The 24,516-nt window shown below is 59.9% G+C and carries 23 protein-coding genes and 1 pseudogene; 15 read left to right on the forward strand and 9 right to left on the reverse strand.

Annotated elements, in window-relative coordinates; genetic code table 11:
• The first annotated feature begins 14 nt into the window (after positions 1-14).
• From sigX to hrpA, 3 genes are all read left to right on the forward strand, one after another.
• A complete protein-coding gene (sigX, locus tag FBY03_RS11530; RefSeq protein WP_147172472.1) occupies positions 15-605 on the forward strand; it encodes an RNA polymerase sigma factor SigX in 591 nt (196 codons plus the stop codon).
• 113 nt (positions 606-718) lie between these two features.
• Positions 719-1,684 carry an OmpA family protein gene (locus tag FBY03_RS11535; protein WP_147172509.1) on the forward strand — a complete coding sequence of 322 codons (966 nt, stop codon included), beginning with the start codon at positions 719-721 and terminating at the stop codon, positions 1,682-1,684.
• Positions 1,685-1,949: 265 nt separating this feature from the next.
• Positions 1,950-5,990 (forward strand): ATP-dependent RNA helicase HrpA, encoded by a 4,041-nt coding sequence (gene hrpA, locus FBY03_RS11540; RefSeq protein WP_147172473.1) that lies wholly within the window; start codon positions 1,950-1,952, stop codon positions 5,988-5,990.
• A 164-nt stretch (positions 5,991-6,154) separates the two neighbouring features.
• On the opposite strand, the gene FBY03_RS11545 is transcribed toward hrpA, so the two are convergent.
• The gene (locus FBY03_RS11545; protein WP_147172474.1) at positions 6,155-7,228 is read right to left on the reverse strand and encodes a GlxA family transcriptional regulator; all 1,074 of its coding nucleotides are present in this window, start codon (positions 7,226-7,228) and stop codon (positions 6,155-6,157) included.
• Positions 7,229-7,385: 157 nt separating this feature from the next.
• On the opposite strand from FBY03_RS11545, the gene FBY03_RS11550 reads away from it, so the two are divergent.
• Complete coding sequence (locus tag FBY03_RS11550; protein WP_147172475.1) at positions 7,386-8,216, forward strand: S9 family peptidase; 831 nt, start codon at positions 7,386-7,388, stop codon at positions 8,214-8,216.
• A 52-nt stretch (positions 8,217-8,268) separates the two neighbouring features.
• Positions 8,269-9,063, forward strand: a complete 795-nt coding sequence (locus FBY03_RS11555) for an acyl-CoA thioesterase II (protein ID WP_147172476.1) — start codon at positions 8,269-8,271, stop codon at positions 9,061-9,063.
• A gap of 39 nt (positions 9,064-9,102) precedes the next feature.
• Here the strand turns inward: FBY03_RS11555 and FBY03_RS23260 are convergent.
• A pseudogene (locus FBY03_RS23260) lies at positions 9,103-9,392 on the reverse strand (IS4 family transposase); the annotation flags it as partial.
• Between the two features lie 225 nt (positions 9,393-9,617).
• Between FBY03_RS23260 and FBY03_RS23265 the strand changes: the two are divergent.
• Genes FBY03_RS23265 through FBY03_RS11570 form a run of 3 tightly spaced genes read left to right on the forward strand, consistent with a single transcriptional unit; the run spans position 9,618 to position 11,745 of the window.
• Positions 9,618-10,085: a hypothetical protein gene (locus tag FBY03_RS23265; RefSeq protein ID WP_147172477.1), complete on the forward strand. Its 468-nt coding sequence runs from the start codon at positions 9,618-9,620 to the stop codon at positions 10,083-10,085.
• A gap of 44 nt (positions 10,086-10,129) precedes the next feature.
• Complete coding sequence (locus tag FBY03_RS11565) at positions 10,130-11,257, forward strand: saccharopine dehydrogenase NADP-binding domain-containing protein (protein ID WP_147172478.1); 1,128 nt, start codon at positions 10,130-10,132, stop codon at positions 11,255-11,257.
• Between the two features lie 2 nt (positions 11,258-11,259).
• Positions 11,260-11,745 (forward strand): DUF2269 domain-containing protein, encoded by a 486-nt coding sequence (locus FBY03_RS11570; RefSeq protein ID WP_147172479.1) that lies wholly within the window; start codon positions 11,260-11,262, stop codon positions 11,743-11,745.
• A gap of 332 nt (positions 11,746-12,077) precedes the next feature.
• On the opposite strand, the gene FBY03_RS11575 is transcribed toward FBY03_RS11570, so the two are convergent.
• Entirely contained in the window at positions 12,078-12,650 is a 573-nt protein-coding gene (locus tag FBY03_RS11575) for a hypothetical protein (protein ID WP_147172480.1), read from the reverse strand.
• Positions 12,651-12,983: 333 nt separating this feature from the next.
• On the opposite strand from FBY03_RS11575, the gene FBY03_RS11580 reads away from it, so the two are divergent.
• Positions 12,984-13,421: an HIT family protein gene (locus FBY03_RS11580; RefSeq protein ID WP_147172481.1), complete on the forward strand. Its 438-nt coding sequence runs from the start codon at positions 12,984-12,986 to the stop codon at positions 13,419-13,421.
• A gap of 41 nt (positions 13,422-13,462) precedes the next feature.
• Here the strand turns inward: FBY03_RS11580 and FBY03_RS11585 are convergent, their stop codons facing one another.
• A complete protein-coding gene (locus tag FBY03_RS11585; protein WP_147172482.1) occupies positions 13,463-14,089 on the reverse strand; it encodes a cysteine hydrolase family protein in 627 nt (208 codons plus the stop codon).
• Between the two features lie 118 nt (positions 14,090-14,207).
• Between FBY03_RS11585 and FBY03_RS11590 the strand changes: the two genes are divergently transcribed.
• The 5 genes from FBY03_RS11590 (at position 14,208) to FBY03_RS11610 (ending at position 17,439) form a co-directional block, all read left to right on the forward strand.
• The gene (locus FBY03_RS11590; protein WP_147172483.1) at positions 14,208-15,158 is read left to right on the forward strand and encodes a helix-turn-helix domain-containing protein; all 951 of its coding nucleotides are present in this window, start codon (positions 14,208-14,210) and stop codon (positions 15,156-15,158) included.
• A gap of 240 nt (positions 15,159-15,398) precedes the next feature.
• Positions 15,399-15,647, forward strand: a complete 249-nt coding sequence (locus FBY03_RS11595; RefSeq protein WP_147172510.1) for a hypothetical protein — start codon at positions 15,399-15,401, stop codon at positions 15,645-15,647.
• Positions 15,644-15,946 carry a cell division protein ZapA gene (locus FBY03_RS11600; RefSeq protein ID WP_147172484.1) on the forward strand — a complete coding sequence of 101 codons (303 nt, stop codon included), beginning with the start codon at positions 15,644-15,646 and terminating at the stop codon, positions 15,944-15,946. The genes FBY03_RS11595 and FBY03_RS11600 overlap by 4 nt, the downstream gene beginning before the upstream one ends.
• A 203-nt stretch (positions 15,947-16,149) precedes the next feature.
• Positions 16,150-16,575: a 3-isopropylmalate dehydratase gene (locus tag FBY03_RS11605; protein WP_147172485.1), complete on the forward strand. Its 426-nt coding sequence runs from the start codon at positions 16,150-16,152 to the stop codon at positions 16,573-16,575.
• 291 nt (positions 16,576-16,866) lie between these two features.
• The gene (locus FBY03_RS11610) at positions 16,867-17,439 is read left to right on the forward strand and encodes a cysteine dioxygenase family protein (protein ID WP_218570774.1); all 573 of its coding nucleotides are present in this window, start codon (positions 16,867-16,869) and stop codon (positions 17,437-17,439) included.
• 153 nt (positions 17,440-17,592) lie between these two features.
• Here the strand turns inward: FBY03_RS11610 and FBY03_RS11615 are convergent, their stop codons facing one another.
• Complete coding sequence (locus FBY03_RS11615) at positions 17,593-19,212, reverse strand: M28 family metallopeptidase (protein WP_147172486.1); 1,620 nt, start codon at positions 19,210-19,212, stop codon at positions 17,593-17,595.
• Positions 19,213-19,478: 266 nt separating this feature from the next.
• On the reverse strand, positions 19,479-19,895 hold the full coding sequence (locus FBY03_RS11620; RefSeq protein ID WP_218570775.1) for a CBS domain-containing protein: 417 nt from the start codon (positions 19,893-19,895) through the stop codon (positions 19,479-19,481).
• Positions 19,896-20,549: 654 nt separating this feature from the next.
• Between FBY03_RS11620 and FBY03_RS11625 the strand changes: the two genes are divergently transcribed.
• Positions 20,550-21,515 (forward strand): YeeE/YedE thiosulfate transporter family protein, encoded by a 966-nt coding sequence (locus FBY03_RS11625; RefSeq protein WP_256677917.1) that lies wholly within the window; start codon positions 20,550-20,552, stop codon positions 21,513-21,515.
• 64 nt (positions 21,516-21,579) lie between these two features.
• Here the strand turns inward: FBY03_RS11625 and FBY03_RS11630 are convergent, their stop codons facing one another.
• The 3 genes from FBY03_RS11630 to FBY03_RS11640 form a co-directional block, all read right to left on the reverse strand.
• Positions 21,580-22,191, reverse strand: a complete 612-nt coding sequence (locus FBY03_RS11630; RefSeq protein ID WP_147172513.1) for a LysE family translocator — start codon at positions 22,189-22,191, stop codon at positions 21,580-21,582.
• A 294-nt stretch (positions 22,192-22,485) separates the two neighbouring features.
• Positions 22,486-23,820, reverse strand: coding sequence for an OprD family porin (locus FBY03_RS11635; protein WP_147172488.1), 1,335 nt, complete (start codon positions 23,818-23,820; stop codon positions 22,486-22,488).
• A gap of 176 nt (positions 23,821-23,996) precedes the next feature.
• On the reverse strand, positions 23,997-24,425 hold the full coding sequence (locus FBY03_RS11640) for a hypothetical protein (RefSeq protein ID WP_147172489.1): 429 nt from the start codon (positions 24,423-24,425) through the stop codon (positions 23,997-23,999).
• Positions 24,426-24,516: the final 91 nt, after the last annotated feature.

Below are 24,516 nucleotides of genomic sequence, written 5' to 3' on the forward strand. Positions count from 1 at the left end.
CGGCCCGACTCGTTTTGAATAAAGCCCAATCACTGTCGATGCGTTATGACCCCCGCGAGCTCTCGGATGAAGAGCTGGTGGCGCGTGCGCATGACGAGTTGTTTCACATCACTCGAGCTTATGAAGAGCTGATGCGTCGTTACCAGCGCACATTATTTAATGTCTGTGCGCGCTATTTGGGGAACGAACGCGACGCTGATGATGTCTGTCAGGAGGTCATGCTTAAAGTTCTCTATGGTTTGAAGAACTTTGAAGGCAAGTCCAAGTTCAAAACCTGGCTGTACAGCATTACCTACAACGAGTGCATTACCCAGTACCGTAAAGAGCGACGTAAGCGCCGCTTGATGGACGCTTTAAGTCTGGACCCATTGGAAGAGGCGTCGGAAGAAAAGGCGCCCAATATTGAAAGTCCTGCCGGCCTGGATCGCTGGTTAGTTCATGTCAATCCAATCGATCGGGAAATTCTGGTGCTACGTTTTGTCGCAGAGCTGGAGTTTCAAGAGATCGCCGACATCATGCACATGGGCCTGAGCGCCACGAAGATGCGCTATAAACGCGCTCTCGACCGGTTGCGCGAAAAATTTTCCGATAGCGCCGAAACTTAAATTGTTTTCAGTATGTCGAAGTGCAGGCTTACTTCTGATACAGTTCGCCGGCTAAGGTTGTCTTGAGTTTGTCGGACAACTTACTGGCTACCAAGACACAACAGGGATTAATGATGAAACTGAAAAACACTTTAGGCGTTGTCATCGGCTCATTGCTCGCTACCTCTGCTCTCAGCGCGCTGGCGCAGGGCCAAGGCGCGGTCGAAGTGGAGGGCTTTGCCAAGAAGGAAATCTTCGACAGCGCTCGTGACTTCAAGAACAACGGCAACCTGTTCGGCGGCAGCGTCGGTTACTACCTGACTGACGACGTTGAACTGCGTCTGGGCTACGACGAAGTGCATAACGCCCGTGGCGAAGACGGTCGTAACATCAAGGGTGCCAATACCGCCCTGGATGCTCTGTACCACTTCAACAACGCCGGCGACGCGCTGCGCCCTTACGTCTCAGCCGGTTTCTCCGATCAGAGCATCGGTCAATCCGGTCGCAACGGTCGTAACGGTTCCACCTTCGCCAACGTGGGCGGCGGCGCCAAGTACTTCATCACTGAGAACCTCTACGCCCGCGCTGGTGTTGAGGCTCAGTACAACATCGACCAAGGCGACACCGAGTGGGCGCCAAGCGTCGGTATCGGCATGAACTTCGGCGGTGGCAGCAAGCCGGTTGCCCAGGTGGTAGAAGCGGCTCCAGAGCCGATGCCAGAGCCAATGCCTGTTGAAGAACCGGCCCAGGTTGTGCGCGTTGAGTTGGACGTTAAGTTCGACTTCGACAAGGCTCGCGTCAAAGAAGAAAGCTACGGTGATATCAAGAACCTGGCTGATTTCATGAAACAGTACCCGCAGACCACCACCACCGTTGCCGGTCACACCGACTCCGTCGGTACTGACGCTTACAACCAGAAACTGTCCGAGAAGCGTGCAAGCGCCGTTCGTGAAGTTCTGGTCAACCAGTACGGTGTTGAAGGCGAGCGTGTAAACGCTGCCGGTTATGGCGAAACTCAGCCAGTTGCCGATAACGCAACTGAGTCGGGCCGTGCCATCAACCGCCGTGTAGAAGCTGAAGTAGAAACCCAAGTTAAGTAAGGGTTTTCCACTTTAGATAAAGCCTGGCCTCGACCAATGCCTGTTAACTAAGGCGTTGGCTCGGCAGGCCAGGTAATAAAAGCAGGCCCATGTTTTACATGGGCCTGTTTTTTTTTGCCTCTGTGGAACGGTTTGTAACGAGCTGTCGAGCATTCGCGGATTATTCACAGTGGCAGGAGTATTCGTCCTCGGTTGAGGCTTTTTTCGGGCTGGCGGAGAAATCTGCGACAATCGCGGCCCTCACGAATATGTTCACGGCTGCCTGATGACCGATCCGTTACCCGCCTTCGACCAGTTGCAGAAAAACCTCGAGCACGCCCTCTACGCCGACCGCCATCGCCTGCGCCGTCAACTCCACGAACTGCACAAACGGCCGGATGAGGCCAAGCTGGCGCAGTGGCTGGAGCGTTTCCAGGCCTCCGCTGCCAAGGTCGAGGCGCGGCGCCTGAGTGTGCCGCCGATGCGTTACGACGACGCCTTGCCGATCGCTGCCAAGCGCGACGAGATCAAGGCGGCCATCAGCAAGCATCAGGTGGTGGTGATCGCCGGCGAAACCGGGTCGGGCAAGACCACGCAGTTGCCGAAGATCTGCCTGGAGCTGGGTCGCGGCGTGCATGGCCTGATCGGCCACACCCAGCCGCGGCGGCTGGCCGCGCGCAGTGTGGCGACCCGGGTCGCCGAGGAGATCGGCACGCCACTGGGCGAGCTGGTCGGCTATCAGGTGCGTTTCGAGGACAAGAGCAACGAGCGCAGCTTGATCAAGCTGATGACCGACGGCATCCTGCTGGCCGAGACCCAGCACGACCGCTTCCTCGACAAGTACGACACGCTGATCATCGACGAGGCCCATGAGCGCAGCCTGAACATCGACTTTCTCCTCGGCTATCTGAAAACCCTGCTGGCGCGGCGCCCCGACCTCAAGCTGATCATCACCTCGGCGACTATCGACCTGGAGCGCTTCTCCAAGCACTTCGGCGACGCGCCCATAGTCGAAGTCTCAGGGCGCACCTATCCGGTGGAGACCTGGTACCGGCCGCTGACCGCCGAACAGGACGAGGAGGGTAACCGGGTCGAGGAGGATCTGTCCGTCGACCAGGCGATCCTCGCTACCCTGGATGAAATAGACGCGTTCGAGCGCAGCGAGGGCAAGCGCCCGGGCGACGTGCTGGTATTCCTGCCCGGCGAGCGGGAGATTCGCGACGCCGCCGAAGTGTTGCGCCGGGCCAACCTGCGCTTCACCGAAGTACTGCCGCTGTATGCCCGGTTGACCCCGGCCGAGCAGCAGAAAATCTTCCAGCCGATGGCGGGACGCAAGATCGTTCTGGCCACCAACGTCGCCGAGACCTCGTTGACCGTGCCGGGCATCCGCTACGTGATCGACAGCGGCACGGCACGCATCAGCCGCTACAGCTACCGCGCCAAGGTCCAGCGCCTGCCCATCGAGGCGGTGTCCCAGGCCAGCGCCAACCAGCGCAAGGGCCGCTGCGGCCGGGTCGAGCCGGGCATCTGCGTGCGCCTGTACAGCGAGGAAGATTTTCTCGGCCGCCCCGAGTTCACCGATCCGGAAATCCTGCGTACCAACCTGGCGGCGGTGATCTTGCAGATGCTCCATCTGCGCCTGGGCGAGATCGAAGACTTCCCCTTTGTCGAGCCGCCAGACGGCAAGGCCATTACCGACGGCTTCACCCTGTTGCAGGAGCTCTCGGCAGTCAGCCGCGAAGGTCAGCTGACCCCGCTGGGTCGGCAACTGGCGCGTCTGCCGGTCGACCCACGGCTCGCGCGCATGGTGCTGGAAGGCGCCAAGCAGGGCAGCCTGGAGGAAGTGCTGATCATCGCCAGTGCCCTGTCAGTGCAGGACGTGCGCGAGCGCCCCTCGGATCGCCAACAGGCCGCCGACCAGGCGCATGCGCAGTGGAAGGATGTGGACTCCGATTTCGCCGCGTTGATCAATCTCTGGCGCGGTTTCGAGGAGCAGCGCCAGGCCCTGGGCTCCAGTGCGCTGCGTAGCTGGTGCCGCAAGAACTTCCTCAATTACTTGCGCCTGCGCGAGTGGCGCGATGCCCACCGCCAACTGGTGTTGATCGCCCGTGAGCTGAACCTGTCGCAAGCCAGTGGCGCCAAGGGCAAGAGCGAGCCTGCTGGCGATGCGGCTGGTCAGCGAACGGCTGATCGCGGCCAAGGCCGCTCCCACAAAGGCCAAAGTCTCCTGCCGCAGAGCGTCGCAGGCACGGACGCCACGCAAAGAAGTATCGACTACGCCAAGGTGCACAAGGCGATTCTCTCCGGGTTGCTCAGCCAGATCGGCCAGAAGAGCGAAGAGGGCGACTACCTTGGCGCCCGCCAGCGGCGCTTCTGGGTGCATCCGTCCTCCGGGCTGGGTAGAAAGAAGCCCAACTGGATCATGACCGCCGAGCTGGTCGAGACCACCAAGCTGTTCGCTCGCATGGTGGCGAAGATCGAGCCGGACTGGATCGAGCCGCTGGCCGGTCACCTGATCAAGAAAAACCACTTCGAACCGCACTGGGAGAAGAAGCGCGGTCAGGTCGTGGCCTTTGAACAGATCACCCTCTACGGCCTGATCGTGGTCGGCCGCCGGCCGGTGCATTACGGCCCCATCGACCCGCCGGTGTCGCGCGAGCTGTTTATCCGCGAGGGCCTGGTGCGCGGCGAGATCAACAGCCGCGCCAAGTGCCTGAGTGCCAATCGCCAGCTACTCGAACAGCTCGATGAGCTGGAGGCCAAGGCGCGCCGCCGCGACATCCTCGCCGACGAAGAGACCCTGTTCGCCTACTACGAGGCACGGTTGCCGGCTGAGATCCATCAGGCTGCGACTTTCGACAGCTGGTACAAGATCGAGAGCGCGAAGAATCCGCAGTTGCTGGTCATGCGCGAGGAAGATGTACTGGCCCGCGATGCCCACGAAGTCACCGCCACGCACTACCCGGATACCCTGCACCTGGGCGAGCTGACCCTGCCGCTGAGCTACCACTTCGAGCCCAATCATCCGCGTGACGGCGTCACTCTGCGCGTGCCGGCACCGCTGCTGCCGCAGCTGCCGGGCGAGCGTTTGCAATGGTTGGTACCGGGTTTGCTGGAGGCCAAGTGCGTGGCCCTGGTGCGCAACCTGCCGAAAGCGCTGCGCAAGAATTTCGTACCGGTGCCGGACTTCGTCGGCGCCGCGTTGAGCAAACTCAGCCTGGGCCAGGGCAGCCTGCCCGAGGCCCTGGGCCGCGAGCTGACGCGTATGACCGGCGCCCGCGTGCCCGACGAGGCCTGGGTCGAGGCCGAGGCGCAGCTGGAAAACCACTTGAAGATGAACCTGGAAGTGGTCGACGCCCAGGGCAAGTTCCTCGGCGAAGGGCGTGACCTGGCCGAGCTGTGCGCGCGGTTTGCCGAGGCCAGTCAGGCTGCGCTGGCGATTCCGCGAACCGATAAAACGCCGAAAACGGTGGAGGCCAAGGCCTTCGCCCAGGTGGCGGAAAAGACCCAGCAGAAGATTGCCGGCCTGTCGATGACCGTCTACCCGGCACTGGTAGAGGAGGCGGGCACGGTCAAGGAAGAGCGCTTCTCGACCCAGGCCGAAGCCGAATACCAGCACCGCAGAGCCCTGCAGCGGCTGCTGTTGCAGCAACTGGCCGAGCCGGCCAAGTTCCTGCGGGGCAAGTTGCCGGGCCTGACCGAGCTGGGCTTGTTGTACCGCGACATGGGCCGGGTCGAGGCGCTGGTCGAGGACATTCTGCTGGCCAGCCTGGACAGCTGCGTCCTCGAAGGGCAACAGCCGTTGCCGCGGGACGGCGCCGCGCTAGCTACTTTGGCCGAGAGTAAACGCAGCGACTGGACCGCGCATGCCGAGCGTCTGGCCAAGCTCACCCTGGAAATTCTCAAGCTCTGGCATGGCCTGCAGAAGCGCTTCAAGGGCAAGATCGACCTGGCCCAGGCCATCGCCCTCAACGACATCAAGCAGCAGCTGGGCAACCTGGTCTATTCCGGCTTCGTCCGCGAAACCCCGGCCGAGTGGCTCAAGGAATTGCCGCGTTATCTCAAGGCCATCGAACAGCGTTTCGAGAAAATTGGCGCCCAGTTACAGCGCGATCGGGTGTGGAGTGGTGAGCTGGCCGGTTACTGGGAGCAATACCAGGCGCGTCTGGCCAAACACGGCCAGGAAGGCAAGCGCGACCCACAACTGCTGCTGTATCGCTGGATGCTGGAGGAATACCGGGTCTCGCTATTCGCCCAGCAACTCGGCACCAAGATCGCGGTGTCGGACAAGCGCCTGAGCAAGCAGTGGAGCCAGGTCGAGGGCTGAGGCGCTTCGGTGGCTTCCGCTTTAGCGCCCTCACCCCTGCGGGGGGCGAGGGGCGGTTCAGCCTAGGCTCATGCCTGCTGCCACTTAGGGAGGGTTGAGCACAGCGCCGCCCATTGGCTGTTCGCTGGCGAAAACCATGGCTAAGGCCGGTTAGCGCGGTGGGCTTAGCGTTGCTGCCGGGCCCCCAGACTTTGCCCTGAAGTTGGGGGCAACGCCTGAACCTGTTCCCCTGATCCTGGGCTGTCAGTTGGCACGTTCTCAAAGCGTTTGCGGTAAGCACTGGGTGCCAGGCCCACCCGTTGCTTGAACAGGCGTCTGAAGGAATTGCCATCTTCGTACCCCACCCGCAAGGTGATTTGGTCGAAGGCTTCCTGGCTGCTTTCCAGTAGGTGTTTGGCTTTTTCAATGCGCAGGTTTTGCAGGTATTGGATGGGAGTCTGCTCGGTCGCCTCTTTAAAGCGGCGGATGAAGTTGCGCATGCTCAAGCCAAACTCTGTGGCCACCTGTTCCAGGTGGATGTTGTTGGCAATGCGGTTTTCCAACCAGATTTGAATCTTCAGAATCACGGCATCGGTGTGGTTTTTCTTGAAGGTGGTACAGGCGTAAGGGGTCTGGCTGCGTGCGGAGACATCGACCAACAGTTTCTTTGCGCATTCGGCCGCTAGCTGGGGGGAGGCGAACTTGCGGATCAGGTGCAACAACAAGTCACTGCCGCTGGTGGAACCGCCCGAGCAGAGCATCTGCCCATCGTCGGTGACGGTGCGTTCGGCCTGTAAATTCACTTGGGGGAAGCGTTGCGCAAATTGCTCGCTGAACACCCAGTGGGTGGTGGCGCTACGGCCATCCAACAAGCCCGCCTGGGCGGTGACGAATGCCCCCGTGCACATGCTGGCGATGTAACTGCCTTGCTGATGCTGCTGTTGCAGCCAGCGGATCATCTCGGCCAAGGAGGGCAGCACGCCGAGGATATTGAACATGAAGCCGGGCACGATGATCAGTTGCGGGTTGCGCAGGTCTTTTGCGGCGTTGTCGGGCGTCAACCTGAGGCCGCCCGTGCAGGCAACACTCTGGCCATCCATAGAGGCCGTCGTCACCCTGAATAGAGCCGAATTGCCCTCCTGGCGCTGATTTTTTCGGACGGCATAGTGGTGCAACACATTAGCGGTTTCAAAAAAATCCAGGGTCGCGGCAACACTGGTGGATGAGCATTGATCCGCCATCAAGATGCAGACGTTCATGGTTTATTTCTCCCGATCTGCAGCGTGGTGCGCGGCTGGCATAAATCGCATGCTATTCGTCATTTTTGCCGATGGTGGCGTCTAGGCGCGATGGCCACTATGGGCGCAGACGCTCGTCTCTGCGCCGAGCAGTAAACCGCATCAAGGGATTGCCCGCATGAAAAACGCCGCCTACAGACTATTCAAGAAACCCTTCTTCGGCCGCTTTGCACGGCCATGGCGCTGGCCGGACAGCGTCGACAAGCATCACTGGCAGCGCTTGAGTGTTGAGAGTCAATCCGGCGCCATCATCGCTGCACTGTTGGCGCCTGCACATACACCGCGGGCCAAGGGGGCGGTATTGATGTCCCACCCCATGGGCGTGGTGGCCAAAGGCTTCTGGATGAAATATGGGCATGCCGAACTGCTACGTCAGGCGGGCTACCATGTGATGGTTTTCGATTTGAACGGCTTTGGTGAAAGTACGTCCACCACCATGGACTATCCATTGGACGTGTTGGCCGCAGGGCAAGCCTTACAGGCCCGCTACCCCGACTTGCCCGTGGCGGTAGTGGGCGCCTCCATGGGGGCGGCCATGAGTGTGTGTGCCATGGCGCAGCCTGAGCATCCCTTCAAAGCGGCAGTACTGGAGGCGGCGTTTCCAACGCTACTGCATTTCTGGTCCCGCTACCCCATCCCCAAGTTGGGTATCCAACTGTCCAAAGTTGTATATCCCGCCGGCGAGCGCAGTTTGCGCCCGACTCATGCCGCCGAAAACCTAGTGGGCAGCCCCGCGCTGTTGATGATTTATGGCGACGCCGATGAATTCACCCCGGTTAAAGATGGGGAACTGTTATGGCAAGCACTGAGGCACAGAACGCAAACAGAATTCTGGCAAGTGCCAGGGGCCAAGCATACCCATGCGTATGCCGCGCAGCCCAAAGAATACGCTGAAAAAGTCATTGGTTTTTTGGATAGGCAGTTGGTTGCCAGCAAGCTAGCGTCCTAAGTCGAGTTCGTGGTCTTTGGTTGTTCGTTTATAAGCAAATTAGGGATGAATTATGAGTTTCAGCGATGCCATGGCGGCGGTACGTGAAAGCGCTTCGCGCACAGTGACCATTCCCGAAAAATGGGGGCAGGGGCGAGCTACCTTTGGCGGTATGGTGGCCGCTGCCATGTATGAAAAAATCACTCCGCAGGTGGCACAAGGCAGACCGGTACGCTCCGTCATGGTGTCGTTTGTCGCACCCGTTGCCCCGGGTGCAATGGACGTCATCGTCAAGGTATTGCGTGAAGGCAAAGCCGCCACCCAGGTGCAGGCCACGGCCTATCAAAACGACCAGGTCTGTGCCGTTGTGCTGGCCAGCTTCGGTGGCGATCGGGAATCCGTGGTGAGGGTGGAACCAGGCAAGGCGCCGGTTTTTTACGCCCCGGATGAGGTGCAAGCCTTTCCGTTTATTTCCGGATTAACCCCGGACTTCACCCGCTATTTCGATTACCGCTATACCTTGGGCAAGATGCCGTTCATGGGGTCGGAGCAAACGGCAATGGGCGGTTGGATCAGGTTGCGCGAAGACGCAGAGGGCGCCATCTCGGTGGCGGAACTGTTGGCCCTGCTGGACGCTTGGCCGCCGGCCGTTTTCAGCATGTTGAAGAAACCCGCCTCGGGCAGTTCGTTGACCTGGACTATCAGCTTTGTGGATGTGCCGGCAGATTGCAGCGCCAATGACTGGTGGCAATACCAGGCGGACATTCAGAGCTCGGCAAACGGCTATAGCTATATCGATTCCACCCTGTGGGACAAAAACGGCAAGGTAGCCGTGGTCAGCCGACAGACAGTGAGTGTGTTTGGCTGATAAAGGCGCCTGGCGGCGGCTGAGGTTTTGCTGTACTCAATCAACCAGCACCAAGAGATGCTTCACAGAACCCAGCAAGGCACGCAACATCATCAGGTAGAACAATGGTTTTCCGCGTGCAAATGCGGGTTTGCCAAGAGTCGATCGGCGCGCTTGATCGCGTGTCGAGGCTGACCATTGCCAGGCACAAAACGTCCCACTGCGGTCAAGGTTAAGCGCCGGCCTGCGAGCAGTGCGCTTATGGCGCACATCAGCGAATTTAAACGTTTGGCGTGAACACTCGGCAGTGCTCGCGCGAAGGCTTTATGTAAAAATCGGACAGCTTGCATGGGGGCTTGGGTCTTTGTTTTGTTTGGCGACAACCAAGGTGCCCACCCATGCAAGCTCAACCAAGTGTTAACCGTTTGAAATTTATAGAGATCTTTAGGGGGAACGTCAGGCTTCGCCCCCTTTAATCTTTTTGGCTTTGTAGTACCAATATCCGATCGCAGCAGTGATTGCGTAGCCGGAGGAGACGCGCCAATAATCAACCTTCGCACCCTTAAGGATGGCTCATGGCACGTCGCCGTATACAGCTGACTATGCCCGGGTCTGCCGCCCAGACGTTTGAGGCGTTCCATAACCATGACGTCAGGCAGCGCTGGGACACCCTGCTTAAGCATGCGGCCTTAGAGGGTGGCCATAGTCACCCCTTTATCGGGGCAATCAGCCACAACCCTGGCCGAGGGTTGCTGAGGTGGCTGTCCATGCGCACAAGATTCGTTAATTATATTCCTGACTCCCTCGCAGCTGCTGTAATCGTAGAACCGTCCGGCCCCTTCGAGTGGTGGGCGGCCTCGATGCATCACCGGGATATTGACGAGTCACGTTCGGAGCTCGTTTACATATTTAACTTACGTCTTCGACCTCGCTGGTTTGGGCAATTTTTCAACGGGCTCGCAGCTTGGCTATTCGAACGCGCAACCCGGAGACGGTTGAACGCGATGGCCAATTATCTGACTTCGACATGTGGCCGCATCTGAGCTTCGAGGCTGGGTTTCACCTTCAGTAGTTCAAGGATGGATAAATGGCATTCCGGGTGTTGGTCATTGGTGGTTACGGCAACTTTGGTAGTCTGATTTGCAATCATCTGGTGATGAATCCAGACATCGAACTGGTTATATCGGGCCGAGATAGTCGCAAGCTGGCGAACAAGGTCGCTGAACTGGAGGCGCTCGGCGGCAAGCCCTGCCAAAGTTGCTGTATGGATGCCACACAAAAGGGGATGAGTAGCCAACTTCGCACCTTGGATATTCAGTTGGTCATTCACACGGGTGGCCCCTTCCAAAATCAATCCTACGCTGTGGCTCGCAATTGCATCGAATCAGGGGTGAGCTATTGCGACCTGTCAGACTGCCGTACATTTGTCACGGGCATCACAACCCTTGACGTGAGCGCCCACGAAGCAGGCGTCTGCATATTGAGTGGCTGTAGTTCAGTGCCGAGCCTCTCGGCAGCCATCATCGACCAGCATCGTCAACGTTTTTTGACCATCGACTCGATCGAGCACGGCATTTCATCCGCAGCCAAGATGCCTGGACTGTCCACGGTGCTTGGCGTGCTGGCCTACGCGGGGCGGCCCATCAAGCAGCTTAGAATGGGGCAGGTGCATGAAGCATCTGGCTGGATGGACCTGACACTGCGCCGGCTGCCAGGTATGGGCACCCGTCTGCTGGCCAATGTCGACGTTCCCGACATCGATATATTTGCCTCGCGGTATGCAGCACAGAATCTGAGTTTCAAAGCTGGTTCGGGACTGAAGTTGGGCGGTATTGCCAACTATCTTTTGGCGCAGGCGGTTCGGCGCGGGTTAATTCGCGATCCGGTACCTTGGGCTGCGCGACTGCATCGCTGGGGCACCCGTTTCGAGCGGTTCGGTGATGGCAAAAGCGCAATGTACATTGATGTTTGCGGGGTGAGCCCCGACGGCCAGCCACTGCAAATGCATGCCCTGCTAACGGCACTGAACAACAAAGGCCCGCAAATTCCGAGTTGCGCTGCAGTCGCTCTGGCTACAAAAATGGCTCGAGGCTATCGACCGGATCTAGGTGCACGAGCCTGCGTCGGGGAGATTACTGTGAATGAGTATCTGTCGGCGATCAACGAGCCGACAGACATTCGATTGGACGTGCTTTTTTCGGATGGGAAACCCTGACGTTGCTCTATCTGACCTTGAAATATGCGCACGTCATTTCAGCAATTTTTCTGTTTGGATTCGGCATGGGTTCCTATCTCTACCTGATCTCAGCCAGCCGCAGTGCCAACCCCCAGATAATCGCCCATGTGGCCAGAGCGGTGGTGCGCTTCGACACATGGATCACCACGCCAGCCGGATTCATTCAGATCATTACTGGATATGGGTTGGTGAGATTGGCGGGATTGTCCTTCATGACTTATTGGGTGCTGTCCTCGTTGATCATCTTTGCCTGTGTAGGGGCTCTGTGGATCCCAGTGTTGGTGCTGCAGAAGCGCATGGAACGGTTGGCTGCCCACGCGGTTGAAACGGGAGGGATGCTGACAGTTCAGTTTCAAGTAATTTACCGTACCTGGTTCTGGTTGGGGGTGGCCGGGTTTACGGGAATGTTCGTTATCGTGCTGATGATGGTTAGCAAGATGACGTTAATACAATGGCTGCAAGTTTAGTCTCCCGCGGCGTGGTTTGATGCGATGAGACGCCTATGCCGAGGTCCTCTTTGGGTCGATTCTGTTGAAAAATCGGCCTTGGTACCACGACGTAAAAGTTGGCATCTGAGATTGAAATCTTAAATTCGGCAGAGGTTTGTGGGCTCAGATTTCACGTGGCGACGCACAGAAGAGGGTTTTTCATCGGTCACTATTGGGGCAGTTCGGGCAAAGCGACTTTTTCAACAGAATCGGTCGGTTACGGTCAGTCCTAACAGGCCGCTGCCATCCCATGGCATGCCGCAACGCCTTGTCCACCCATGGCAGCCCAGACTGCCTGAAAGCGAGCTGGGTTAGTTCAGCCCGTAGCCGGCCAGTTCCTGGGGCGAGAGCACGCGCATATTGTGCGGTGCGATGCGTTGCATCTCGTCGGCCAGGCGGCTGGGGATGTTCATTTCGCGCAAGTAGGCGGTCGGGCTGTAGCGCTGGCCCTGGTGGGCGGCTTGCGCCCGGGCCGAGTCGCCGCTGGGGAAGGGCGGGCGGTGCAGGCCGACATAACCGCGCACGGTCTTCTTGTGGCCGGCGGCCAGCAGGTAGATGCAGCTGCCCTGGCAGATGCCGGAAGACGGCACCAGGGCGTCGAAACCCGTTTCGTGCAGCAGGCGGCCCATGCGCATGGCCTCAGGGGCGCTGCCACCTATGTTGTCCAGCAGGACGATCTTGCGGGCGAATTTTCCGGGGTTGGCGCGCAGGCCTTTGAGCAGGGCTTCGTAGTCGCCGGGTGCGATGTCCTCGGAAATCTTGGCAGCCAGTACCGCGCCGAGGGTCTTGTGTTGGGCGGCTTCGACCTCGACCTTGGCCTGCGTGGTGGCCGAACACAGGGCCGCGGCGCAGAGGAGGGCGGCCTGGATCAGGGGAGTGTGCATGGAGTCGCTGGGTCCTGGATAACGGCGGTGTGCAGACGATACTCGCAGCAGTGGAGCTGCGCACCCTCAAGCTCCCAGCCGGGGCTCAATTGCGCTCAGGCATGCTCAGCCCGTGTACCGCCGTTGGATGCGAGAGATAGGCATTCGGCGTGAGTCTGATATAGACAACACGTGTGATCAGCACCCGCGCACAGCTCATGTCAGGTTGCGCATCCAAAGTGAGCGGGGCATTCCGAGGGATCGCTGACCGATCATGTGCAGCGCTGCAGGCGTTTTCTGCACGGACGCAAGCGGGTATGGTGCGCCCATCTTCCACCGGTAAAGGACAATCCGATGAGCCTGCATGGCGAATACGATCCGCAGAACATCTTCGCCCAGATCATTCGCGGCGAGGCCCCTTGCTACAAACTGTATGAGGACGACGATGTGCTGGCCTTCCTCGACCTGTTTCCGCAGGCCTTCGGCCATACCCTGGTAATCCCCAAGCGCGCGGCGGCGCGCAACCTGCTGGAGATCGAGGCGGACGCCCTGTGCAAACTCATGCGTGTGACCCAGCGACTGACCCAGATGCTGGTCGACGAGCTGCAGCCGGACGGCGTACAGGTGGCGCAGTTCAACGGTGCCCCAGCCGGGCAGACGGTGTTCCATCTGCATATGCACATCATCCCGCGCCTCGCCGGTCAGGGGTTGGGCATCCATGCCAGCCAGAAAGCCGACCCAGCCGAGTTGACGGCGCTGCAGGCGCGTTTGCTCAAACGCATCAGCGGCTGAGGGCGGGCCGCGCCTGTTGGGTGAGGCCCTTGGTTGACTACTCAGCGCGCGCGGACGGCACGTTGATTGGACAGGTAGATGTTGTCCGCCTGCGGCACCTCACCGGTTTGCAGGGCGGCTAGCCATTCATCGGTGCCGAGCACGGCGGCGAAACCGGTGTGCATGACGATGCTGAACACCCGATGGATTTCCTCGGCAGTGGCCGCGCCCAGGCTGTTGCGGTAGGGCGGCGAACCCGTGGCGTCGTGCAGCAGCTCGACCTGCCAGCCTTCGTGGCGGGCCTGGCGCACTGTCGAGTCGTCGCAGTGTTGGGTCATGTAGCCGACCACGCTGAGGGTGTCGATCTCGCGTTCGCGTAGCCACTGGCCGAGGTCGGTGCCGACGAAGGCGCTGGCCATGGCCTTCTGGATCAGATGGTCGCGCGGCCGTTCGGCTACCAGCGGGTGCAGTTCTGCGGCCTGGCTGCCGCGGGCGAACAGCGGCGAGTCGGCCGCGGCGAAGTGCTGCACCACCACCACCGGAATGTCGGCGGCGTGGGCCGCGTCCATGGCCTTGGCGATGTTGGCCAGGGACAGCTCGATGTTCGGGTACTCGATGCGCAGGTTGCCGCTGACGTATTCGTTCTGCACGTCGATGACGATCAGGGCGCGTTTGGGCTGTTGATTCATGGTGATGCTCCGGGTAGGTGTTGCAGCCGATTGTTCTCTTGTAAGGGGGCGTGGGGTGAGTGGCCCGAAAGTCAAACTGCGCTAAGATCGGGCCAAGTCGTTGGCCAGGAGCCAAGTCATGCAGCCCCATCGCGTCGCCGTGCTCGCGTTCGACCGCATCAGCCCGTTTCATCTGTCCGTGCCTTGTCTGGTGTTCGGCGAGTCCTTGCCGGGTGAGTGCAAGTACCAGTTGGTGGTGTGTGCGGCCGAGCCAGGCCGGCTGACCACCACCGCCGGCTTCGAGCTGCATGTCGAGCAGGGGCTGGAGGCGCTGCTCGATGCACAGACGATCATCGTGCCGAGCTGGCACAACCCGGACCAGCGCCCGCCACAGGCGCTACTCGATGCGCTGGTCGCCGCCCATGAGCGGGGCGCTCATCTGGTGGGGCTGTGCCTGGGGGCATTCGTGCTGGCCGAAGCCGGCCTGCTCGATGGGCGCCTGGCAACCACCCATTGGGCCTGGGCGAGAGTGTTCGCCGAGCGCTTCCCGGCCGTACGCCTGGATGCCGATGTGCTCTATGTCGACGATGGCAACCTGTTGACTTCGGCCGGTACCGCCGCCGGCATCGATTGCTGCCTGCACCTGCTGCGCCAGCACTGCGGTGCCAAGGCGGCGAACAAGGTGGCGCGGCGCTTGGTGGTACCGCCCCATCGACAGGGCGGCCAGGCCCAGTTCATCGAGCAACCGTTGCCGGCTACGGCGCGCGACGACCGCCTCAGCGATCTGCTCGACTGGGTGCGGGCCAATCTGGATCAAGCGCACAGCCTGGACAGCCTGGCGGACAAGGTACTGATGAGCCGGCGCAGCTTTACCCGGCACTTCCGTCAGCTCACCGGTACCACGGTGGGCGACTGGCTGCTGGCCGAGCGCCTGGCCCTGAGCCAACGCCTGCTGGAGAGTACCGACCAGCCCGTCGACCGCATCGCCGAATTGGCCGGCTTCGGTTCGCCCGTGTCCTTGCGCCATCACTTTGGCCGCAGCTTCGCGGTCTCCCCGAGCAGCTACCGACAGAGCTTCCGTGGGCGCTAGGCTTAACCTCGACCTGAGCAGCGGCATGGCCAAACGAACGGAACTCTCCACCGGTTAGCCGGGTCGGACTGATTCAGTTTTGTGTATTCCACGGGTTATCCGAAACCCTTCATGCCATCCGCGCGGGCGGGCAACTCCTGATTATCAACAGCCGCTTGGCGGGTTCAGCCCTCCAGGCGCCTAGCTTCTCCAGGGGCTTTTCATTATTGTGTGCGCCCGCAAAAAGCTCGAGTAATCAAAATGTTGGAAAATTCTTTAACTCAATTGGAACAACTCGTCGCTGAGCTTGCGCGGCAGAACCAGGCGCTGCAGAGCGCGAATGAGCTTCTGAATGCCGAACTGGCTCAGGTCAAGGATGAGAACGAGAGCTTGCAGTTGAACGCGCTCGAGCAGGAAGAGCAGCAAGGTGCGACGCTCGCGCGTATTCAGGCCCTGGTCGAGCTGGCCACTGCGGGCGGCAAGGTACATGTGAGCCAGGCCAACGCATGAGTCTCGACGGCGCAACGATCACTGCTATTTCAATCCTCGGCAATGACTACAGCATCAAGGCGCCTGCCGGTCAGGAACAGACGTTGGCCGCTTCGGCGCTAATGCTCAAGAAGCTCCTGGCTGAGACCAAGCAACAGTCGCCGGCGCTGATTGGCGACCGGCTGCTGGTGTTGACGGCCCTGAAGCTGTGCGCGCAGCAGATCGAGCTGCAACGGCTGCATCAGCTGGAAATTCAACGTATCGAGGAACAGCTCAGCGTGCGGGTCGATGGTATCAGCGCCTTGATCAAACAGGCCTGAGTGCATCGGCCGCTCCCATCGTCGCTGGCTCGCCGAGGGCAACTGATTCCTGAGCGCCCGACCGCGCCTGCACTGCGCAGCCGGGGCTGAGTCGAACGGATGCTGGTTCATGTGCCAGACTGGTCTGCTTGAGGGTGGTTGTGGCGCCGACATTAACGAACCGGCGCCTGGTCACTCGATCACCCAGCCAGAGAGGGCTTTCCATGCGAATGATCTGTGCACTATTGCTTCCACTGGCGTTGGTTGGCTGCGGCTCGGTACCGGCCGGTGCCGGTAAAGCGACCCCGATACCCAGCGAGCGCCTACTGGCGTACCAGCAGCCGGTCGAGGGCGGTGGCGAGATCGTGGTCAATCGCGATGTCGGCATGCTCGGTGGCGGCTGTTACGTCGCGGTCCTGGTGGATCGCCAGGTGGCCGCTCGTATCGGCATCGGCGAATCGGCCAGTTTTCATGTGCCGCCAGGCACCCGCGTGCTGGGCATCGGTCTCGATGAGCAGGACGACACGCTCTGCAGCAAGGGCCGCCTGCGCCGCGAACTGGCCGTGCCCGTGGCCAACGGCGAGCGCCTGCACTTTCGCATCGTCAGCGAAGCCAAGAGCGGATTCGATATCAGACCCGTCACCCCTTAGCGCTGCATGGGCCGCCCGGTCGACAGTGGGCGGCTGAATGCGAGTCGCATCCCCGAAGGCGGAGTAGGGCTTGCTGGACACTCGTGGGTGGCCAGCATTGCAGCCGTTCGACATCAGGACTTTTGTCCTATCTACCTATGCTTCGTCGCCACAGCGTTGCAGTCATTAACCGCTGATGTAGTCGGCAAGCGATGCTGGCTGTGTCGCTGTCAGGTACCTAGGGCAGACGCTGCATTGGTAATCTGATGGCCTCAAATCAATCTGAACCCGTGTGGCAATGAGGAATACCCGGTGGCAGCAGACGAATACGGCCTGGAGGCTTTTGTCAGTGATGTTCGACGAATCATGAGTCAGCCTCTGGATGAGCCAAGCGTCCTTGCTCAGGTCGCGCCGCTCGCGAGGCGGGCGGCGTTAGCGTCGGGCTGGCGTTCCGAGGTTAATTACCTCGCCGATCCACAACTGGGCTTCGGCACCACCTTGCTGCATGCCGAAGCCGATCATTCGCTGTTCGTGGTGGCCGACTGCTGGTTGGCCGGGCGCGGCGTCAATGCGCACGATCATGGCACCTGGGCGGTGGTGGTCGGTGTCGATGGGCGGGAGAAGAATATCCATTGGCAGCGAGTCGATGACGGTACGCAAGCCGGTTACGCGGAGCTGCGCAAAGTCAGGGAAGAGACGCTCGCCGAGGGCGATGTGCTGACCATGCCCACGGGGGCGATCCACAGCGTGCTGAACGAAACCGCCAACACGACCTTGTCGTTCCATGTTTACGGGCGGCACCTGAACCATACCGGGCGCTCGCAGTTCGACCCGGAACAGAAGGTCGAGAAGCCGTTCATTATCGAAACCCAGCAATCCGGGTAGTTAATTCAGCTAATTCACGCGGTTTTCTCGGATCCTGGCAGCAGGCTTGTCCACCAGGCTTAGGACTGTCCGTTGTGGCACTAATCAAAAAAAACCGGGGCAGGCACTTTGGCCTGCCCCGGTTGTAGTGGGCGGATAGGTTGAAACAACGGCTTACTTGATCCAGTGCTTGCCCCAATGGGTGATGTCGTAGGTCGAGCTGGCCTTGGACCTGGACATGACCCCAGGTTGGCTCTGCGCCGCCTTGGCAGCGGCTATCTGGTCGTCGACGATCTTGGTCGACAGGGATAACCAGCTGGTGGCAAAAGCCGCCGCATCGCCATTGATCTCCAGGGCCTGCATGTCGATGTTGCTGATGTCGTCGCAGCTCTGGTGATAGCAGGGGTCGAAGGCTTCGCCGAATTGGCCGCCATACTTGGCCGCTTGCGCCTCGGACTTGAGCACCTCGGCACCAGTGAACAGACCGCCAAAGGCGATGCCGTCGGTGAAGAACTGCGCGTAGTCGGAGCGGAAGCTGATCTCGTCTCCTTCGGAAGGCAGTGCACGTTTGCCGTAGTACTGCTCGAACAGTTTTTCTACGGCTGCCGAACCCGGCGGGCCTTCCAGGCCGAACTCGGAGCCATCGCCGTCGTAGATGAAGTAGGCGAAGTTGGGTGAGGCAATCATGTCGAAGTTCAGGTAGACCTTGATCTTGGCTTTCTCCTCAGGCGTGAGGTTCTGCACGTAGTAGGTCGAACCCACCAGCCCGGATTCCTCTGCGCCCCACCAGGCAAAGCGCACCTTGTTGCGCGGGTGGGCTTTGCGCATCTGCAGGGCCATCTCCAGGATCGCCGCGCTGCCCGAGCCGTTGTCCTGTACGCCGGCCCCCTCATACACCGAGTCGAGGTGGGCACCAACCATCACCACATTGTCTGGATTGCCGCGTCTGGTTTCGGCCACGAGGTTGAAGGTCTGGGTGCGCTCACGTACCACGTCCGTGACCAGGCGCAGTTGCTGGTCCTGGGTGTTGGCCCAGGTCACGCCGTTGTCGTAGGTGGCGAACATCACCGGAATACCACCTGCGTAGCTATCGCCCAAGGTCGCGTTGAGCAGGCCTTTACGGTCTTCGCTGTTGCCCTGGTTGAAGATGATGACCCCCACCGCACCCGCCGCAGCGGCGTTTTCGGCCTTTTGCTGGAAGCTGCAGGCGCCGCGCTGGATCAGGGCGATGCGTCCTGAGGGGAAGTTTGCGAAGTCTTCCTCCTCACAGCCGCTGGTCGAGAGGTTGTCGGGGCCGAGCTGGAGATCGACCGTGGCGATTTGAGCCGTGACGTCGCCGGCGTCGGTCTGCGACAGATAGGTGAAGTCCACTTCCCACTCGTACAGGGTTGGGGTCGGAGCTGTCGCTTGCAGGATTCCGGGGCCTTGAGGGTAATAGGCGGTGAAGGGGAATGCCTGCAGCGTTACGGTATAGCCGGCGCTCTCCAGGGTCGACTTCACATAGTCCACCGAGGCCTGATAGCCCGGCAGGCCGGCTGCCCGCGTGCCGCCGTTGGCGGCGGCGATGTCATGCAGCATTTGCAGGTGAGTCATCACATTGCTCGCCTGCATGCAGCGTGGCAGCCCGAGTGGGGTGCTGTTCAGAATGCCGAGCCGACACTCGAAGGGCAGGGGTCTGGCGGGGCTCCAGAACTCGTTGAACAGGTCACTTTCCTGAGAGGCGAGCGCCGAGGCGGACAGAGCCAGAACGACAGTACCAACGGCGACGCGTAGTTTGTTTATGGGATAAGGCATGCTTCCTCCAATCCTTAATGGAGATTCCGTTTGGCGGCTTGGCTTGTGACCCAGTCGCCACTAGTCCTTTACTGCATCGATCGGACACGCATCGAGACTAGTCAAGAATGTGAGGACGCTCTGGCTTGTGGTGAATTATGCGAACTTCGCCAGGTTTTATGCCTTTCTGAGCATTAATCATGCTTATTGATCTGGTTTTTCCTGTGATTACTCATCGGTACTGCACGGGGGCGATAGCGCCTTCAACTGGAGGCTGGCCTCCGGTTTCAGCGTGCCTTGCTGAATGTGGACAATTGCTCGATCAGCAGGTTGAGGATGTGGCGGCGGGTGATTACGCCGAGGACCTTGTTGTTGCTGTCGATCACCGGATAGCTCTTGGGTTTATCGCCAAGCATCTGCTGGGCCAGATTGAGTGGGTCGGCGTCGAGTTTCACCGACAGCACGTCGGCACGCATGATGTCTTTGACGGTCGCAACCCGCTGATTGTGATAGACCACCTGGATGCTGACCTGCAGGCATTCCTGTTCAGAAATCCAGCCGAGCAGTTTGCCCTCACGGTCGACCACCGGGCCGCCGAGCATGGCTTTTTTGAGCAGTTTTCCTGAGGCTTCTACGACGGGCATTTCAGGATGAATGATGGCGAAATCGTTACTCATGCAGTCAGCGATAGAGGCAGCAATCACGGTGGTGCTCCAAAGTTATGGGTCGTGCGGCGCACCTCAAGTGCCAATTTTCGGCAGGCCGGTGTCAGCGCTGCTTGAGGGATTGTGCCGCAGTACAGGGTCGGACGTTTGCTCGAACAGGCAGCGCGCTATGGCCTGTGTCTCAGGCGTTGCGGGGTAGAACGGCCGTTCTGGGTTCTAGGTTAAGCAAGTTCCAGGCCGGCAACCCAATCCGCTGTATAGCCGGTCAGGGCTACGTACATAGCGACCTGCTGGTGCTGAGAACGAGCAGGTCGAACGCTATTCAGCGGGTCGTGGCCTTCACATCGTGCTTGCTGACGTGCTGCGCACTCTGAGGGGGCGCCATGGCCCGTGTTTGGTGCTATAGCGGTGCGCGAGTGATGCATCTTGGTGCGAATAAGTGCAGGCGATACCACGGCTGTGCACTGTTGCAGGCCAACCGTCGAGTTTGCGGGGCAGGGGGCGCCGATCTGCTGTAACGCTGCGCGCGAAGACCAGTCAAATGCTCTAGGTCACGGTCGCATGGTTGCTGAGCCGGGCGCCTGACAGTTTTCTGTTTGATTCAGGTCGATTCAGCCTGCATCAGGTTTAACCCTGAGCAGCGCTGGCTGGCGGTTGTGAAGAACGGAAGGAGCGCGAAGGGTGATCGGGGCGATGAGTGTGCTGCTGGCGCTGCTGCTGGGGTTCGCCATCCAGCGCGGTGGCACTTGCACAGTGGCGGCGTTAGAGGAGGTGGTGCAGCACCATCGCTGGACGCGCCTGCGTGCGCTGCTGGAAACCTCATTGTGGGTGTTCGGCGGTGTGGTGCTGCTGCGCGCCTTTGGTCGTTTGCCGCAGGTCCCTCTGGGCTATCCGCTGCACTGGCAGGCGGCGCTCGGTGGTGTGCTATTGGGGCTGGGCGCCTTGATCAACGGCGGCTGTGCTTTCGGTGTGGTGGCGCGGATCGGCTCCGGGCAGTGGGCCTGGTTGGCCACCCCTCCGGGATTCCTGCTGGGGTATGCGGCGATGCTTCGCTGGATTGGCGCTGTAGCCGTTATGCCGTTGGCGGTGCCGGCCTGGCTGCAAGACTTGCCGCTGGGATTGGTGCTGTTGGTCATCACACTGATGTTGGCGCGCTTGGTCTGGCTGGCGTGGCGTCGGCGTGGTCGGCCGTGGGGGCTGAGCAAGCGAATCTGGTCGCCGCACCTGGCGACCATCGTCATTGGCCTGGCTTTCCTGCTGCTGTTCGTCTGCGTGGGGGCCTGGGCCTATACCGATGTGCTGGCGGAATGGGCCACGGGGCGCTTCATGCAGTTGGGATTACGCGGCTGGCTGTTGCCTGCGATGTTCGCCGGCGCGCTGCTGGGCGGCTGGACGGCGGGCCTCTGGCAGCACCGCTGGCCCAACCTGAAAACCCTGGCCCGCTGTTTTTGCGGTGGCCTGTTGATGGGGGCGGGCTCCGCGCTGGTGCCTGGCGGCAATGACGGCTTGATCTTGTTCGGCCTGCCGCTGATGTGGCCAAACGCCTGGTTGGCATTTGCAACCATGTGCGCGGTCGTTACCCTGATTCTCTGGGGGGCGGGCCGTCTGATCCTGGCGTTTAACCTGCAGCCGGTAAACGCCAAACGCGACGGCCGTTGAGTGAGTCCGGTTGCACACGGTCGGGACCCTGAGCTTGCGCTAAACCGCTTTCGCTGAGTTCGATCTACTTGGTCAATGGCAGCGCTGCGCCCATCAGCGCAAACAACCCGCCGCAGCAGCGATTGAAGCCCTTGCCGCTGCGTTGCAGCCAGGGCCGGATGCGGTGGGCGAGGCGCGCGAGCAGGTACTCCACCAGGCCTTCGACGACCGCGAAGGTCAGCGCCATCACTATGAATTGCTGCCAGAGGTCGCGCTGCGGGTCGATGAACTGCGGCAGAAAGGCGCCGTAGAACAGGATCACCTTAGGATTGGACACCGCCGCGAACAGGCCTTGGCGGAAGAGGCTTGGTGCGCTCTTGGGGGGCGCCTGTTCAGGCGTGGTCAGATGCAGGGCGGGGGCGCGCCAGAGTTGAATGCCGAGCCAGATCAAATAAGCACCGCCGAGCCATTTCAGGATGATCAGGGCATGGGCCGAGGCTTGCAGCAGGGCGCCGATGCCGAACATCGACAGGGCAATCAGCACGACAAAGCCGATGACGCCGCCAGCCACCGTGTAAAGGGTCTTGCGGTGTCCATATAGCGCGCCGTGACTGAGCGCCAATAAGCCATTGGGGCCAGGGGTCAGCGACAGGCCGATCACTGCGGTGAGGTAAATCAGCCAGGTGTGCAGAGCCATCATCGAACATCCATTGAGGTGGGTCATTGCGAGACTTGCGAACCGCATGCAGGTAAGCGCGAGGCGTCATGTTTTTCATGGCTGAGCCGGAGGGTCAAGTCTGGCGAGTGCTTTTTAATCGGAAAGGTCAAACTATCGATTAGTCAGTGTGTAGGTGCAGTTCCGCTTTAGCCGGTTCAGACGCGGCAACGACCTTATACCCGCGCGGATATTTCTCGACCATGAAAAAGGGGCTGTATCAATTACAGCCCCGATCAGGGGAATCAATGAGCATTGCCCATCGATGAGTGGGGCTCAGAGAACGCTCAATGGGTATTCGAGAATGACGCGAACCTCGTTGACGTCACCATCGATTTGGTTGGATGAGCCGCGGTGCACCGCATGCCGGACGCGCAAGGATAGATCTTTGGCATAACCGTCCTGAACCACGTATTTGGCCTCCAGGTCGCGCTCCCAATGTTTCTCGTTGTTGGCGGCGGCATCGAAGAAACCGCTGAGTGGATCGGCCTTGGTGCCGTCGATATTGTCACCCCGGATATAGCGCGCCATCAGTGTTAGACCAGGTGCGCCGTAGTTGGCGAGATCCAGGTCGTAACGCAGTTGCCAGGATTCTTCGCGGGGGGCGTTGAAGTCCGAGTACTGCACCGAGTTGGCCAGATAGATGGCGTTGAAACCGATGTAGTCGAAGCCGGTGTCGCTATCCACTTTCTGCAAGGCCAAGGTCAGCGCGTGTGCGCCGAACGCGTACTTGGAGGCCAGCGACCAGGTGGTGTTGTTAATGTCGCCGACCAACGCCTTGCCGTCATCGAGGGTGCGGTAGATGTTGAAGTCGAAGTTCAACGCGCGCATGTCGCCGAGGGGGATGTTGTAGTTGGCGTTGCCGTAGTAGCGGTGCCAGGTATCTTCTACATCCGAGGCGAATAGGCTAAAGCTCAAGTTATCCGAGACGGTATAACTACCCCCGGCCCAGTCGACTGTATCGCCTACGTCCCCGGCATATTGAATCTGCAGTTCACCGTCGGAGTTGGTACTGGCGAACTCGTTCATCGCGGTGATATGGCCGGCATCGATGTTGAGGTTTGCAATTTCGTCACTGTTAAGGAAAATGCCGGTCGCGGTCTGCGGCAGAAGACGGGCATCGCCGGTCGCCACCATCGGGTTCTCGACTTGTTTCTCTCCGAGTTTGAGCGTGGTGTTCGACACCCTCAACTTGAGCACGCCGCCTGACTCGCCGTAGGCATCACCGGGTTCGCCGTCGTCTTCGACGGGTAGCAGGAGGGTGCCTGTGCGACCGCCGCCACTGTCCAGTTTCAGGCCAAGAAAGCCGTAGGCATCGACGCCGAAGCCCACCGTGCCTTGGGTGAAACCGGATTCGTAGAAGGCCATGATTCCGTGGGCCAATTCTTCTCGATAGCCTTTGCGCTGACTAACGGGTTTGAATTGGTTAGTGCCAGCGCCATTAGAACCGCCGTTGCGGAAGTCCCGGTTGAAGTAGAAGGTACGATTGAGGAGGTTGAAGGTGCTGTCTTCAATAAAACCTTTCGAGTCGGTTTGTTGGCTGGCAGCGGCCATCTGCAGAGTGGCTGCCGATACCGCAAGAGCGACTATGCTCCACTTAATAACTTGCATTGGTACATCTCCTACATGGATCTGAATCTATTGTCGTTGTGCCAATGCCAGCGTTCTGTGCTGACGTTTTCAGCCTAGCCACGGGTTTTGTTGTTTCAAACTTTATTTGTTTTTTAACGACTTATAATGGTTATTTCATGTTGATTTCAGATAAGCGGTTACGTGGCGTCAGAGTTTTAACCAATTAAAGAATATTGGATTTTTATTATATAGCCATTGGTGCTATCAACTTGCACGTCCAAGGAGTAGACCCAGTAATCAACTGACACATGCAAAAAGCCGGTGATTTCCAGTGTGCGGTCGTCGAATACATCCTGCCCCGGATGTTTTACCTGCCAGGCGGCAATGACCTGGTCGCGGTGGTTCAATAACGCCTCTATCCGCGTGCGGAACAACTTGAACATGGCGCTTAACCAGAGCTTGCCCGGCCAGGAAGGGTAAGCATGATCGACGGAGAACCAGTCGAGCATCTCGATTAGCGCCGGCGCCGGATACCAGATCGCACCCGCTACCCAGCGGTTGCAGGCCAAAAGCCCAATGGGATAGCCCCAGGAATCCATGGAAATGGCAATCAGGTGGACGATGGCCTGATCGCCGCCTGGCAACTGTTCGGTGGCCAGTGGGTGCAGTCATCGTCGGGCCAGCCAGAACGACTGCCAGTACTGCAGCAGAAATCATGGATGGCAGAGGCTTACC

This window comes from Pseudomonas sp. SJZ079 (assembly GCF_007993865.1).
GTDB lineage: Bacteria > Pseudomonadota > Gammaproteobacteria > Pseudomonadales > Pseudomonadaceae > Aquipseudomonas.